Origin of the sequence: Chryseobacterium sp. c4a, from assembly GCF_009900745.1 — a bacterium.
Lineage (GTDB): Bacteria > Bacteroidota > Bacteroidia > Flavobacteriales > Weeksellaceae > Chryseobacterium.
In genome coordinates this window covers 122,596-139,146 of record NZ_WXVU01000002.1, presented here as the reverse complement: position 1 = coordinate 139,146, position 16,551 = coordinate 122,596, and the positions used below count along the sequence as shown (strand labels likewise).

The following is a 16,551-nucleotide window of genomic DNA, read 5'->3' as shown; positions in this document are numbered from 1 at the left end:
TCTTTTTTCTAATAGTTTAATTATTTTTTGATCGCTTTAACCGTCTTTTTAGATCCATCTTTCATATTCAATACAACCATATATATACCTTGTTTCAAATCTCCCAAGTGAAGGGTCGCAGAAGGGTTTTCAATGGTTCTCACCAATTTCCCTGAAATATCAAGAACAGAAACGGATTTCACCTGGTCTGCCTTTGCGATATTCAATACTTCTGCAAATGGATTTGGATATACTTTAATTTCATTTTTATTCTTAGAAGCTACTTCAGAAGTTCCAAGACTTTCTTTATTAATGGAGATAGTAAATGTACCTTCCATTTGATCCGAATAGTTACTATAATGTCCTACATTCACATAATATACAGTTCCTGCTACGGTAGGTACGGAAGCCGTTTCTGTACCACCAGCAGTTCCATTATCAGCCGTTTTTTCACAGCTCAAACCACCACATGCACCGCTATACACCCCTATCTGAGGATCAAATGTACTTCCTGTCGGCATTGAAACTGTAATATCATACACGCTACCATCACCTGTAAAAGTAAACCATGTACCATCGTTCATCTTGTCTTGACAGGTATCAATAATTCCGTCATTATTGGTAGCTCCCGCAGCATCAGATTGTGTATATGCATAAGGGAATGTTGAAACAGTTAAAGCTCCAGAGCAAGCATCATTTACAGGAGTTGGAGGAAGCGTTCCTACACAAATATCAAAGCTTTGAGCTTGTCCTGCACCCCCATCTGTATACATTCTTAGGTAATAGGTTGCACCCGGAGTAAGTCCAGAAATAATTTTCAGATCATCATAATCTGAACATTCAACACTTGCCAAACTAGTACAATCTCCGTTTAAAAGCTGGAACATAAGTGAATAACTATATTCTGATCCAATAGAAACGTTGTTACTAAATGAAATAACATGGGTATCTGAAGTTGCCGTGAATTTATACCATACATCATCATCTGCTTCTCCGTAACAAGGGTCTATTGTTAGATTTGACGGAGTTGCTCCAAAAGTATGTCCAAATGTTTTATTTCCGCAATTCATATCCGGATTTACCGTTAATGTAATCGCTGTAGTACACTCATCATTTAAAGGAGCTGAGAGTTCGGTACTGAATTTTGTTTCTGAACAACCTGAAGATTGTCCTCCTGCTCCTACAGCTACAATTCTTACATAATAAGTGGTATCAGAAGAAAAAGGAGCTGCTGGGGTAAAACTTGTAGTACTTACCGACTGCTGATTCACAATATTTGAACCGCCAGGTGTAGTTCCTATAGATATTTTATAACTTGTTGCTCCAGGCGATGGATACCAGCTAATCACAGAAGATAACGGCACCATAATTGCATTATTAGCAGGAGACATTAGAGAGGTACACGCTGGTGTTGTACCAGGAGTTAATCCATTAAAAGTGATCACAGATCTATAATCAAACAGACTTCCATAATCAGGAGTTGAAGGATCAATATTTTCATAGCTACTTATAGTACTAATCGTTGATTTAGTTGCATTATTAAGCTGATGTACATAAAATACACGATCATCATCATATTCCGGGTTATTTTCATCCACTGCAACCACAAGATTCTGCGTATTATTATAAGGAAAAGGTGTTGCAAAAGTAACTTCTACAATTCCGTTTACATTACTCACTGTACCAGCATATACTTCTGTAAGATCCGAAACAGGAATCCAATCATTGTCATCTGCAAATTCAGTTTTAGAAGTATGCCCCAAATAAACAACCCAATCTGATGAGTTCGTTATATCTCCAGCAGGATCCATGTAAAATGTAAGACCTGTAATATTTCCTGCAGCATTCGCATTGATTTCTTGTTTTTTAAAAATTTGTTGAGAATAGGAATACTCCCAATAGCTGTCAACCGGAACTTTTCCGACAGTAGTGCTTCCCTGTCCTAAAGTAATTTGAGCACTTAAAATCACGCTCATCATCGACAAGCACATAAGTAAGATTTTCTTCATATACAATTTTTTTTAGGTGTTAATATATTTGCCAAATTAATAATAATTTTAACACAACATTAAAAAAATATTAAAAAAAAACAGCAACTATTAAGTCACTGCTTTAAATTATTATATTAATTGGTTTTACCTCTTAATAACTTTAATAGTTTGTTTGGTATTATCTTTCATCTGAAGCACCACCAGATACATTCCTTGTTTAAGGTCTGATAGCTGAAGTACTGAAGAAGGATTTTCAATGGTTTTCAACACTCTACCCGATACGTCTACGATCTGAACCGCTTTAACTTTAGAAATATCTGTAATATTCAGGGTATCAGAGAATGGATTAGGATAAACTTTGATTTCATTTTTAACCGTTGCTACTTCAGAAGTAGAAAGGTTTCCGGCTTGATACACAAAATTATCAATCAATACACTGTTAGCTGGAGATCCTGTATGCTTGAATACAAGCTTAGTAACTCCGGCAGGAACTCCCGTAATATTTAAAGAATGATTATCGATGGCAGTCGTACTTGAAGCTGTATAAGTATCCAACACTACAAAAGTAGAAACATCTGCAGGATTCGTTAGATAACCAATCTGAACAACTCCACCAGCAGTAAGATTTGCTCTTCCTTTGAAGCTGATTGTTGAATTGTTAGAATCCAAGCCTATAAAATCAGGTGTTGAAACCATCCCTGTACCTGTACTGCTACTATAAATATAGAGAGCATTAGGAGCACTTGCAACCGTTGTTGTTGTATAAGCAGATACTTTCGCATTACCAACAGTCGTTCCTATGCTTGTCCAGCACGCAGGAAGTGTATCAACAGGGATTGCATCAAAATTTTGAGAATATACCTGTAATGGTGCACATGCTGTAGCAAATGTTGCTGCCTGTGACCAAATACTCTTATTGGTAGCACTACATGATGAGCGAACCCAAACATAATAAGTGGTAGCAGGGGTAAGTCCATTGAGAACAGCACTTGTAGTAGTACTTGTTCCTGATACCGCTACGTTAGCAGTAGGCACTGTATTAATGGTAGAATAATAGTATTCATATCCATTAGCAGGTAATGAAGCAGGAGCATTCCAAGATAAGTCTGACGTAGCACCAGTAACATTCGTTACCACTGGAGAATCCGGTTCCATACATGTTGGTATAGGCTCTACAATGAAATCGTCAAGATGGAAATAAATATCAGGCGAAGTAGAACTTGTAGTTGCAACAAAAGCTACTTTAACAGTACCAGAATACGCTGAAAGATCAATAGTTTCTGTTTGACCTGTATTAGAATAGGTTCCGGCTCCTGTATACGTTTTTATAACATTAGTATTGCTCCAGGTAGTTCCTCCATCTGTAGAAATAATTACTCTAACCTGGTGTGTCCCTAATGTTGACTGAGCAGTAGTACCTGTATAGCTGGTAACAGCCATTCTATATCTAATTCTATTAGCCCCAGGAGTTGCTCCTAGATTGATTGGCTGAGAAATTAGCCAGTCACCGGTGTTTGTTCCATATAAATTCAATTTTACAGCCGTATTACTGCCTGTATTAGCAAAACCTGATGCAGCTGTCCATTTACTACTTCCATATGTTAAAGTAGAATTAGCAGTCACATCCCCTTTAGCAGTAGACCAGCATGTTGGAGTCAATGTACTGAATCCTTGTGAAATAGTTGGTATATTTTCAGCCCCGCAAACCGTTGTAAAGTTACGTTCAGTACATGAAGCAGAAGTACTTGTCGCAGTATAGGCGTTTACTGTATAATAGTATTTTGTAGTATAATTAAGTGCCGAAGAAAGTGTATATGAAGTAATGTTTCCAACATCAACATTGTTCATAACATCAGTTCCGCCTGTTGTGGTTCCTATAGATATCTTATACCCTGTCGCATCTGTTACAGCTCCCCATGTGATGGTTGGCGTAAGAGAAACTCCTGATGCCCCTGATGCAGGTAACGTCACTGAAGGACAACCAATATTTTTTGTAGTAAATGATACTTCTGTACATCCGCTTGCTGTTCCAGTAGTGTTGGTAGGCAATATAGTTGCATAATAAGTCGTACCATATAATAACTGACTAGCTGCAGGGATAGTATAAGTAAGTACATTTCCAACATCTACTCCGGCCATCACATTGGATCCACCTGGTGTAGTTCCCAGCTTTAACTTATATGAAGCTGCATTAGGTGAAGCATCCCATTTAAAACTTGGGGTAACTGCCACTCCTGTTGATGCGTTGGCAGGGGACGTAATAGGAGAACAGTCAGGAACAACTGCTACAGCAGAAACTTTAACATTGTCCACGTAGATATCATCACTTCCATTATCTCCTTTCGCTAAAAATCTTACGATAGCATTAGGACTGGAAGATGCTAAATTTACATAGTTTGTAACCCATGGTGACGTTGATGAAGTAGCTCCAAACGGAGTTCCTAAATCGGTAAATGTTATTCCATTGTCTGTTGAAATTTGTATTTTCAAAACATCTGCTCCGGACGGATTGGCATAATCAAAACTTAGAATCCTATCACCAGAACCTGATGATAAATTAATGTATAAATCCATATACCCTGAAGCATATTGACAGTTGTAAGAGTGGAATCTTGCCGCAGGAGCTACTGCAGACCCTCCAATTGTTACAGACCCACTGGTACCTGTCCATCCTGATGTAGATGTAAATCCACTACTTGAAATATCACTTTGTCTCCAGGAATTATCACCTCTTGACGGCCATGTTCTCCAGTAATTGGCATTCGGTAAATCCAAGGTAGAATTACCATTTTCCCATGTACTGAAAGTTTCAGTAAAAGGTAAAGTAGCAAAGGTAGTAGGGGCAGACTGCCATGTTCCCGGAGTAAAAGTAAGGGTTAATCCTGAAGCAGGAACCGTTGTTCCATTACTCGTCCCTAAAGTTAAGCTGGAAGAAATGGAAGTCCCCACAGCAGGGGTCGTCCAATTTGTTCCCGTAAAATTGTTAATATCTGATGCTTCAGATCCTCTTATCCCTACCTGACCAGAAAGTGTAGCGCTTCCGGAAACACAGTTTCCATAGACGATAGCTACCGCTCCAGTGGTAAGGTTCAGCTGAATCTGAAAATTCAAAAGTTGAGCCGCAGATCCTGAACTCCCTTGCAAATCAGTAAACTGCACAATGAATTTATTACCTACTGTTTCATAGGCAATTTCAGAAGTCGCAGTATTTGCATTTCTTAAATTTGCTGAAAACCCGGCAAAAGCAGCCTCATGAGTAGTGGGAGAATTATCCGTAGATAATGAACCATAAGTTCCATTAGTTGTTGCAGCCCCCAATGTAACAAAACCATTATTGCTGATATAAACAGAATTATAATTCTGGTTATTGTATTTAAAAACGGAAGGTAAAGGAATCGCTCCCGATACTAAATCCGTAGCCAGTGTAGCACCCGCTTGCCATACAGTTCTACTTGCAGATAATGGGGTGTACGTTTCGGAGGATTGTGTAACTCCATATCCGTTATTCGTGTTAGGGGTAGCAATTTGTGGCGGCCCCACCTGTGCGGACACGCAATAATAAAAAGCGGTCAGGCACGTGAGTAAAATTCTCTTCATAAATTAGTAATAATAGTTAGGGCGATAAATTTAAAAAATATTTAAATAAATATCATAAAATATTTAAAAACATTATTTAATGAATTAAAAATAGCATTTATTTTTAAATCAAATCAAACAATTATTTAAATTTAACATTTATTTACTAATCATTTACTATAAATACAAACAACTAACTATCAACTATTTAAAACAAAAACAACACTAAATATTGTCCTGTGAAAAAGTCAAACTTAACATAAAATAATATTTCTACATAAGACAAATAATATCAGTTATTTAATACATTCAAACAAAAAAAAGTGGCCAAAAGCCACTTTTCAAATTATTATATGATTATTTTTAATTCAGATAGAACTCATATTTGTTAAGTAATTGTATTTCTTTAATCAAATCTCCATTCAAATCTACAGAATGTTTCATAGACTGAACTTCAATATGGGAATCGTCATCAATGTTCTTAATGAAGAATTTTAACTTCTGATTTCCTTTATTTCTATCCAATACAGTTCTGAAGAAATCCAGATCTTCAAGTCTTACATCCATTACATCCATCACCAGAGAGATACTCTTAGCAAACCTTTCAAATGCTTCCTGAAGCTCAATTACATCATTTACATTTACAAAGACTCTACCATCTTTAACCTGAGCAAATTTTATTTTAAAAATAACAAATCTTTGCACCTCAAGCTTTTCCTTCAATTTCATATAATCCCTATCCCCTAGTCTGAAAGAATAAGACCCGGAATAATCTTCCAACGTCACAAAAGCAACTTTTTCACCGCTTCTGAAACCATCCTGTACTCTATACTCCGTAATAAGCCCTGCTACGGTATACTCTTTTCCACCGCCACCATTTTCTCTTTCTTTCTGAAGGGTTTTCCAGTCTTTCTTTTTTTCTTCAAATAACTCATCCTGTTTATTAGCAAAAGCTTGCTCTTTGTAAGCATCTACCTCATCAAGATTTAAGAATAAGAAATTTCCTTTTGGCTCAGCCTTTTTGGTAGTTTCTTCTATTACCCCTTCTTCTCCTACAGACAATTCATCAGAAACGATTTCAGTAAGATCGGTAGTTTCGTCCTGCGAATCCTGTTCAAGAACAGGCGCTTCATCAGTAACCACCTTCTCTTCTTCTCCTTTTTCCAAAACTGATTTCTTGGAAAGTCTTCCTTGCATAAACTGGAACTGATATTTAAACTCATCTAATGGATGGGCAGAAAGATAGAATCCGATCGTTTCTTTTTCCTTATTTAGCTTATGCATATTGGGCCATTCAGGGCAAGGAGGTAATTTAGGCTGCTCAATTTGAACCTCATCCGCAAAATCAGCAAACAAGGAATGCTCCATTTCATTTTTACTTTCCTGAAAGCTTTGTCCATATCTGATCAATCTTTCCAGGTTGGTTTTTCCTGCCATATCAATATCAAAGTATTGACCTCTGTGGAAGACATCAAGTTCATCAAAAGCTCCGGCAACCACTAAACTTTCCGCCACTCTTTTATTCATTTGGGAAGGTAATATTCTTTCAAAAAAATCATAAATATTTTTAAACCTTCCGTTTTCTCTTTCTCTGGTAATAGCTTCACTTGGCCCCTCTCCGATTCCCTTAATTGCTCCCAGACCAAAACGGATCTGTCCTTTTTCGTTTACAGAGAATTTATATTGGGATTCATTCACATCAGGCCCTAAAACATCAACCCCCATACTCTTACAATCCTCCATAAACATGGTAATTGAATCGGTATTGTTAATGTTATTACTCATTACACTCGCCATATATTCCGCAGGATAATTGGCTTTTAAAAAGGCCGTTTGATAAGCAATAAACGCATAACAGGTAGAGTGAGATTTATTGAAGGCATATTCTGCAAAGGCTTTCCAGTCATTCCAGATTTTTTCTAATCTTTCCTCGTTCAGATTATTTTTTCTACCTCCTTCAATGAACTTAGGATACATTTTGTTAAGAACATCGATCTGTTTCTTACCCATAGCTTTTCTAAGCGTATCCGCTTCACCTTTCGTAAAGTTGGCTAACTTCTGGGAAAGAAGCATTACCTGCTCCTGATATACGGTAATCCCGTAGGTTTCCTTTAAATATTCTTCCGTTTCCGGCAAGTCATAAACAATCTCTTCAATACCATGCTTTCTATTGATAAAGTTCGGGATATATTTAATCGGCCCCGGACGGTAAAGAGCGTTCATGGCAATAAGATCGGCAAAAACAGTAGGTTTAAGTTCCCTCATGTATTTTTGCATCCCGGGACTTTCATACTGGAAAATCCCGACTGTTCTTCCTTCTTTAAATAACTGATACGTCTTGGTATCATCCAGAGGAATAAGATCCGGATCTATATCTATTCCATATCTTGCTTTTACTAATTTTAAAGCATCTTTAATGATCGTCAGTGTCCTAAGACCCAGGAAGTCCATTTTCAGAAGACCTGCACTTTCTGCCACCGAGTTATCAAACTGAGATACCAAAATATCGGCATCTTTAGCCGCGATCGTTACCGGAACCAAATTACTTACATCTTCCGGAGTAATAATTACACCACAGGCATGAATACCTGTATTCCTGATACATCCTTCCATCTTCTTAGCACTTGCTAAAACTCCGTGGCGGGAATCATCGGGACTCTCCAGAACATATCTCATTTCATCAACAAGCATTTGTTCTTCCGGCTTCAGTTTATCATATTTTGCTAATGCTTTCGCAATATTCATTCCTGGTGTGGAAGGAATAAGTTTAGCAATATTATTGGTATCAGGAATTGGAACATCCAACACCCTTCCCGCATCTTTAATAGCTGATTTCCCTCCTAAAACGGAGTAAGTAATAATTTGTGCTACCTGGCTTTGTCCGTATTTTTCGATTACCCATTTGATAACACGGTCTCTACCTTCATCATCAAAGTCAATATCAATATCGGGCATCGAAACCCTTTCCGGATTCAGGAATCTCTCAAAAAGGAGGTCATATTTAATAGGGTCAACATTGGTAATTCCAATACAGTAAGCAACAGCAGATCCTGCAGCAGATCCCCTTCCGGGGCCTACCCAAACTCCCATATTTCTAGCTTCATTACAGAAATCCTGTACAATAAGGAAGTATCCCGGATATCCGGTATTGGCAATTACCTCAAGTTCGAAGTCCAGACGTTCTTTAATTTCATCTGTAATTCCAGTGTCAAGATATCTTTTTCTTGCTCCTTCATAAGTAAGATGGGTAAGATAAGCCATCTCCCCTCTTTTCCCTCCATCTAACTCATCTTCTGCATGGATAAATTCTTCAGGAATATCAAATTTTGGAAGGAGTACGTCTCTTTTAAGGGTATAAGGTTTAAATTTTGCAAAAAATTCCTCATACGCCTCAAATGCATCCGGGTAAGCAAGAAAAGCTTCCTTGATCTCGTGGGAATTTTTCATATAATACTCTCCCGTTGCCAATCCTCTTCTCTTACCAAACCCCTTTCCAATAGGTGTTGTCAGCTTTTCTCCATCTTTGATACAGCTTACAATATCCTGAATATTCGCATCGTCTTTATTGGTATAGAACGTTTCGTTCTGTGCTAAAATTTTAACATTGTATTTATCTGCAAGATATAAAAGAACCTCATTTAAGTGTTCTTCTTCAGGCAGATTATGATTTTGAAGCTGAACATAGAAGTCTTCTCCAAAAGTTTCGCTCCACCATTTAAAAAGCTCTTCTCCTTTCTGTTCACCGGTATTTAAGATCGCATCGGGAATATCTCCCATAATTCCGGAAGTAAGTGCAATGATTCCTTCTTTATACTCAGCAATCAATTCACGGCTAATCCTTGGAACTCCAAAATAGAATCCTTTAAGGAAACCAATACTTGAAAGTTTTGCTAAGTTTTTATATCCGTTAAAATCTTTTGCCAGCAGCACCACTTGGGTTCTTCTATCCGGATCATCTTTGGTAAACTGCTTTTGCTCGTACCGTTCAGAAATATAAAATTCACAGCCGACAACAGGGATCAATGGTTCAGAAATAGGCTCTGACTCATTAAATTCAGTTCCATTTTCTTCTGCCTCCTGTTTTTTAGCCAGATATTCTTTATGTTTTTTTGCTCTGTCTCCGTTTGCTCCTTCCACTGCAGATACAAACTTAAAAGCTCCCATCATATTTCCCAAATCCACCATTCCGACTGCCGGAAAGTTTTCATCAGAAGCTTTTTTAATTAAGTCATTAATACTGGTAGTAGCCGTTAGCGTAGAAAAAACACTATGATTATCAAAATTGAAGTATTTGCCTAAGTCAATTTCATCAATACTTCCGAAATCCTGTTGCTTCTTCTTATTGTGAAAATCTGCAATCTGTCTCCTGATAACAATATTAAAAGGCTTAATCGGATCAGGATAAAGGCTCTTGAAATAGGCTAACTGATCTTCTGAAATTTTTAATGTTTCAGCAGGAACAACTCCAATTCTTACCATTTCGAAGAATGCTCTGGCTGTAGCATTTACGTCGGCAGCAGCATTATGGGCTTCATCAAATTTATTCCCATACAATTTTTCATAAAGCTCCTCTAGTTTGGGAGATTTATATCGGCCGCCACGACCTCCTCCAAGCTGACAGTAATCTGTTCCCAGGATCATTGTATCAGCTCTTGGCTTTTCCTGAAGGTTGTCTTTTATATTTTTTCTATATAATTCTGCTCCTACAATATTGTAATCAAATTCAACATTGTGTCCGGAAACTACTCTTATCTTTTCCAGAACCTTAGAAAACTCTTCTAAGATCTCCTGCAGATCACGTCCTTCTTCATTGGCTATTTTCGTTGTAATACCGTGAATCCTCGCCGCATTAAAGGGAATATCATACCCTTCAGGCTTTATTATATAATCCTGATTTTCAATTAAATTACCATCATCATCATGCACCTGCCATGCAATCTGTACCATTCTTGGCCAGTTATCAGAATCTGAAAGGGGTGCATTGAAATTTTTTGGTAAACCTGTTGTTTCTGTGTCAAAAATTAAATACATATAATTTTCTAACTTTTTTATAAAAAAGAGAATGTAAAGTTACTTCATTTTTTCCAATTATTGATTTGAAAAAGTAGTTAAACACTCACCCAATTCTTTATAAAAAATCAAAAATGATACCGATATTGAACAATATCCCTATTGATTTTTAATCAAACATTTATTTTAAGTCAAATTTCATTAAAAATAAAAACTCTATTTAACCACTTCAGCATGATCCCTATCTCAACTTGAATGAAAATAAAACTATAAAATTAAAAAACAATTTAATATTTTAAATAAAAAAATTGCAAAAACACAATAAAGGATGTAAAAAATCAAATTACAAACACTAAAAAAGGAATAAAAATACAATATTCATATATTTGAAAAAACACAACAACTCATAAACATTTATCAAATATTATGAACAAAATCTTTATTTCGATCAGCATTTTAACTATTTCATTAGCAAGTGCGCAAAAAAACAATGAATCTCTGAAAAGAGAATTTGAAAAACAAAGATCAGAAGACATTCGAAAATTTGAAGCCTATGTTGCTAAAAATTTTGGCTCAAACAGAAATCAGGAAACCTCCAAAGAAATTGAAGAACAAAGAGCTAGCCTAGCCGGATTTACAGATGGCAATAAACCCTATTTCTACAAAATCCATGATCTGGATCAGGTTAAAAATTCCAATTCCGATTATCTTCAAGGAGGTAATATTACGGGATTAACAGGTTCCTTTAATGGCGAAAATATCAAATTCACCATTTTTGATGGCAGCACTGTATCCAGTACAGCAAGGGTATTTGCCGGGCATGTATTTTTCAATAATGCGGCCAACAGAATTACCAATAAAGAGAATTCCACCCTTAATTATGGAGACCATGCTACTGCTGTAGCTAGTTTTATTGGAGCCAAAGACTATCCATTTACCTTAACTTATACCAACGGAACAACCAGACAAGTGAATTTTAGAGGAATTGCCCCCAACTGCACCATTGATGCGTACTCCTTTGGCAGCTCTACACTTCCGGGAGAAACAACCTCAAGCAATGTATTCCAGAAAATCTTAAAAGCGGCTCCTAACATTTCTAATCATTCTTATGGAATCAACGCAGGCTGGGATGCTCAGAAAATCAATAATGAAAGTGCCTGGGCATGGCTGGGATCTTTTACGCCTTCAGCAGCATCTTATGATATGCAGGGCTCCTATATCATCAATGATAAGTTTTATGATTTACTTGTTTATAGTGACCCTTCATATATTATTGTAAAGTCTGCTGGAAATTCATTCGGAATGGGAAATCCTAATTATTCTACCGCCACTTCCAGTTTTAAAAAATATTACAAAAACTCTTCAGGAAACTGGACTGAATTTGCAGCAACAGACACTACTCCTCCTTACAACTGTTCACTAGGTTATGACTGTATTTCACCAGGATCGGTAGCTAAAAATATTATTTCAGTAGCTGCTTCAGATAGAATTACAACAAATGATGCCAGATACACTACCTCTTCAGATGTAGTTCATTCAAGCTATAGCAGTGCCGGCCCAAGAGATGATGGTGGAATAAAACCTGATATTACAGCCGTAGGAACTGATGTTGCAAGTGCCTCTACTGATAATAATGCAACAGGTGGCAATAAAGTTGCTGTTGGAGATGGCACTTCTTATTCCGCTCCAATTGTTACAGGAATTATCGGACTTTGGACGCAAATTAATAAGCAATTATTTGCGGGAAGTTTGTTAAATGCAGCATCCGCAAAAACCCTAATGATTCATTCTGCTTTAGAAGCAGGCAATATAGGTCCGGATCCGCAATTTGGCTGGGGATTTATTAATGCTAAAAAAGGAGCAGAGCTTCTTGTAGGAAAATCCAACAATACAGTGATTTTTAGTGATGAAACATTAACAAGCGGAACTCCCAATCAGAAAACAGTTATTGCATCCGGAAGTGAACCTTTAAAGGTAACGATTTCCTGGGTTGATCCTGAATACCCAAATGTTGACGGCAATACTACTTTAGCAAATTTGTATAACAACAGAACATCCAAACTGGTCAATGATTTGGATTTAAGGATTACTGACATTACAACGAATACAGTGCATTTGCCTTGGAAATTAGATCCTAACAATCCAATAACTGCAACAAAAGGAGACAATACTGTAGATAATGTAGAACAAGTAATAGTAGATAACCCAGTTGCAGGAAGAACTTACAAAATAGAAATTACAAACAAAGGTACTTTAAAAAATAACAATGCTGAAAATGCCCCTCAAAACTATTCTATTCTAGTAACCGGATATAGCGAAATATTAGGAACTAAGGAATCTAAATCGGGAATTTTAAGTGGTCTTTCTGTTGTTCCTTCCGTTACAAAAGACATAACAAACATCCTGAAAGCGCCATTGAAATCCACCTTCTCTGTATACGACATGTCTGGTAAAAAATTACACACAGGAACCATCAGCAACGATAAGGAATCCATTGATTTATCGACTTATACAAAAGGAATTTATATCATTGAGATTAAAACCGACAAAGAGGTTATTTCTAAAAAAATAATTAAAGAATAATCAGTAAAATCATATTTTTTTTGCAAAATACTAACAGTTGTTAGTATTTTGTTTTTTTTATATATATTTGTCTCCTATGGAAAATGCACTTCACGAAAAAGTTTCTCAGGATATTTTACTTAAAGCGTATCATCACATGATGCTTGCTAAAGCTATGGCAGATATTTATGAGGAAAACAGAAATATTTGTAAATATGTTCATAGTACTTCAAGAGGCCACGAAGCCATCCAGTTAGCAACCGCTTATCAATTAAAAAAAGAAGACTGGGTTTCCCCTTATTATAGAGACGAAAGCATTCTTTTGGGAATTGGTTTTGAACCTTATCAACTGATGCTTCAATTACTGGCCAAAGCTGATGATCCTTTTTCAGGAGGCAGATCTTATTACTCTCATCCTTCAAGCAGAGATGAAAACAAACCAAAGATCATTCACCAAAGCTCTGCTACCGGAATGCAGACTATCCCTACAACCGGTGTTGCACAAGGATTAAAATACATTCAGGATTTCAATCTTCAAGAGTTTGAAAACAACCCTGTTGTAGTTTGTAGCCTTGGTGACAATTCCGTAACAGAAGGTGAAGTGAGTGAAGCATTACAATTTGCTGCGTTACACCAGCTTCCGATTATTTTTCTGGTTCAGGATAATGAATGGGGAATTTCAGTGACTAAAGAAGAAGCCAGAACCTGTGATGCTTATGATTTTGTAGCAGGATTCACAGGATTAAGCAGAATGAGAGTAGACGGAACTGATTTTGTAGAGAGTTTCGAAGCTATGAAAAAAGCTGTAGATTTTGTAAGAACAGAGAGAAAACCTTTAGTTGTATGTGCAAAAACAGTATTAATTGGGCACCACACTTCAGGAGTACGAAGAGAATTCTATAGAGACGAAGAAGACTTAATAAAACATAGAGCTAAAGATCCGGGAGAAATCCTTAGAAAGCATTTACTGGAAACAGGTGCAGATGAGGATCTTTTAAAACAAATCACCAAAAAGACACGCCTGGAGGCTGAAGAAGCTTTTGAAAAAGCTAAAAACGCAGAAGATCCAAAACCTGAAACGGTGATGCAACACGTATTTGCACCTACTCCCATTACAGAAGAAACAGGAACACGTGAACCTGCCGGCGGAGAAAAAATTGTCATGGTAGATGCAGCCATTCATGCCATCCAGGAACTAATGTGGAAACATCCGGAAGCTCTTTTGTATGGACAAGACGTAGGAGAAAGAATCGGTGGTGTTTTCCGTGAAACAGTGACGCTTGGAAAAAAATTCGGAAGTAAAAGAGTTTTCAATACAGCCATTCAGGAAGCTTATATCATTGGTTCCACAACAGGAATGAGTGCTGTAGGCCTAAAACCAATTGTTGAGGTTCAGTTTGCAGACTATATTTACCCAGGAATCAATCAACTGATCACAGAAATTTCAAAATCCAACTATTTAAGTGGTGGAAAATTTCCGGTAAGCAATATTATCAGAGTACCTATTGGAGCTTATGGCGGCGGCGGCCCATACCATAGTGGCAGCGTTGAAAGCATTCTTGCCAATATTAAAGGAATAAAAATAGCCTACCCAAGTAATGCTGCAGATTTCAAAGGATTATTGAAAGCAGCTTATTACGATCCAAATCCGGTGGTAATGCTGGAACATAAAGGATTGTATTGGAGCAAAGTTCCTGGAACTGAAGATGCTAAAACTATTGAACCTGCTGAAGATTATATTTTACCATTCGGAAAAGGCAAAATAGTTATTGAAGCGGATAAAAATGAAACGGAAAAAGGCAGAACCTTATTAGTAGTAACCTATGGAATGGGGGTTTACTGGGCCAAAGAAGCAGTGAAGAACTTTAATGGAAAAGTTGAAGTCATTGATTTAAGAACTTTAATTCCTCTTGATGAAGAATTGGTGTTTGAAAGGGTAAAAGCCCATGGAAGATGTATCGTTCTTACAGAAGAGCAGCTTAACAATTCTTTTGCAGAGGCTTTTGCACACCGAATTGCTAAAAACTGTTTCAGATATCTGGATGCCCCGGTAGAAACGATGGGAGCTTTGGATGTACCAGCAGTTCCTATCAATCTGGTACTAGAAAAAGAAATGCTTCCCAATGCAGAAAAGCTTTCCAAAAAGATCGCAGAAATGTTACAATATTAAATCAATATAAAATAAGACCTCTAAAAAAAATTAGAGGTTTTTTTATGCATTTTTTTTATTACTTTTATTTAAGATTATCAAACTCAATCCGAGAACATTATCATCAAACAGAAACTGAAATTAAATTTATAACAGACATTCCCTTACTAAACACTTAAAAAGTTTGGTACTTATTTTGTCTGTACACGCAAAACACATTCATCTTTATGATCACTACTAAATACGTCAATTATAAACAAGTTCTCAATCTATCCGGAATACATCTTCTTTTAATATCAATTTGGTGCACCTTGATTGCTGTTCTGTTTTATTTTTTCAACTGGCATTGGATGTCTATTCCGTGGGTACCTGTTGCATTGATTGGTACCGCAGAAGCATTCCTTGTAGGTTTCAAAAACAACCAGGCTTATGACCGACTTTGGGAAGCCCGAAAAATCTGGGGTGGAATCGTAAACTCCAGCCGTTCATTTGCTTCTATGGTACAGGCGTTTGATACAAAAAATGAAGAAATAGGTGTTTTTGATCTTGAAGATCGAAAGAAAAAAATTATCTATCGTCATATTGCATGGCTATATACATTCCGTGAACAGCTTTTGGTACCAACAGAATGGGAACACATCAGCAGTGATAATAATAAATTCGGAAATATTAATCTTAGGAGAAACAGATTAATCAAAGCCGGCTTTCCGGATTATGGAAGAGCTCCTATTTTCTTACATAAATATCTTTCCGAAGAAGAATATGAATTAAAAAATGAGTATAAAAACTTTGCCACGTATTTGATTTCTCAACAGGCAAAAGATATCAACGAGCTAAAAAACATGAATGCCATCACAGATTTCAACCAGACACAGCTACAGAACAGTCTGAACGAATTCTATGGTTTTCAGGGACAGGCAGAAAGAATCAAAAAATTCCCTTCCCCAAGACAATTTGCCAGCACAGCATTTGTCTTTAATATTCTGTTCATTACCTTACTCCCTCTTGGATTAGTGAATGAATTTGCAAAATTAGGAGACTGGGGAATCTGGACATCTATACCTTTCTGTATCATCATCGGATGGATCTATATCATCATGGAACTTGTAGGGGATTATTCGGAAAATCCTTTTGCTGGGTTAATGTTTGATGTTCCTATGCTTTCCATCTGTAGAACGATTGAAATTGACCTTCTTCAAATGGTAGGAGAAACAGAATTACCGGATCCGATCGCTTCTAAAAACGGAGTCCTGGTTTAATGATGGGTAATGAACAATGAGTGAT

At 36.8% G+C, this 16,551-nt stretch carries 6 protein-coding genes; 3 read left to right on the top strand and 3 right to left on the bottom strand.

The window, feature by feature from the left end; translation table 11 throughout:
• Nucleotides 1–20: 20 nt before the first annotated feature.
• The 3 genes from GTR01_RS04975 to dnaE all read right to left on the bottom strand — a co-directional run bounded on the left by GTR01_RS04975 (nt 21) and on the right by dnaE (nt 10,577).
• Nucleotides 21–1,988: a T9SS type A sorting domain-containing protein gene (locus tag GTR01_RS04975; RefSeq protein WP_160136764.1), complete on the bottom strand. Its 1,968-nt coding sequence runs from the start codon at nt 1,986–1,988 to the stop codon at nt 21–23.
• Between the two features lie 126 nt (nt 1,989–2,114).
• Nucleotides 2,115–5,567 carry a T9SS type A sorting domain-containing protein gene (locus GTR01_RS04970; RefSeq protein WP_160136763.1) on the bottom strand — a complete coding sequence of 1,151 codons (3,453 nt, stop codon included), beginning with the start codon at nt 5,565–5,567 and terminating at the stop codon, nt 2,115–2,117.
• Nucleotides 5,568–5,909: 342 nt separating this feature from the next.
• Nucleotides 5,910–10,577 (bottom strand): DNA polymerase III subunit alpha, encoded by a 4,668-nt coding sequence (dnaE, locus tag GTR01_RS04965; RefSeq protein ID WP_160136762.1) that lies wholly within the window; start codon nt 10,575–10,577, stop codon nt 5,910–5,912.
• Between the two features lie 405 nt (nt 10,578–10,982).
• On the opposite strand from dnaE, the gene GTR01_RS04960 reads away from it, so the two are divergent.
• From GTR01_RS04960 to GTR01_RS04950, 3 genes are all read left to right on the top strand, one after another.
• On the top strand, nt 10,983–13,139 hold the full coding sequence (locus tag GTR01_RS04960) for a S8 family peptidase (RefSeq protein WP_160136761.1): 2,157 nt from the start codon (nt 10,983–10,985) through the stop codon (nt 13,137–13,139).
• A gap of 76 nt (nt 13,140–13,215) precedes the next feature.
• Nucleotides 13,216–15,288, top strand: coding sequence for a thiamine pyrophosphate-dependent enzyme (locus GTR01_RS04955; protein WP_160136760.1), 2,073 nt, complete (start codon nt 13,216–13,218; stop codon nt 15,286–15,288).
• A 206-nt stretch (nt 15,289–15,494) separates the two neighbouring features.
• Nucleotides 15,495–16,526 (top strand): bestrophin family protein, encoded by a 1,032-nt coding sequence (locus GTR01_RS04950; protein WP_160136759.1) that lies wholly within the window; start codon nt 15,495–15,497, stop codon nt 16,524–16,526.
• The last annotated feature ends 25 nt before the right edge of the window (nt 16,527–16,551 follow it).

Excerpts from the sequence above, each read along its gene's own strand:
- GTR01_RS04950 (WP_160136759.1), top strand. The coding sequence starts at position 15,495 with ATGATCACTACTAAATACGTCAATTATAAACAAGTTCTCAATCTATCC.
- GTR01_RS04960 (WP_160136761.1), top strand. The coding sequence starts at position 10,983 with ATGAACAAAATCTTTATTTCGATCAGCATTTTAACTATTTCATTAGCA.
- GTR01_RS04955 (WP_160136760.1), top strand. The coding sequence starts at position 13,216 with ATGGAAAATGCACTTCACGAAAAAGTTTCTCAGGATATTTTACTTAAA.
- GTR01_RS04970 (WP_160136763.1), bottom strand. The coding sequence starts at position 5,567 with ATGAAGAGAATTTTACTCACGTGCCTGACCGCTTTTTATTATTGCGTG.
- GTR01_RS04975 (WP_160136764.1), bottom strand. The coding sequence starts at position 1,988 with ATGAAGAAAATCTTACTTATGTGCTTGTCGATGATGAGCGTGATTTTA.
- dnaE (WP_160136762.1), bottom strand. The coding sequence starts at position 10,577 with ATGTATTTAATTTTTGACACAGAAACAACAGGTTTACCAAAAAATTTC.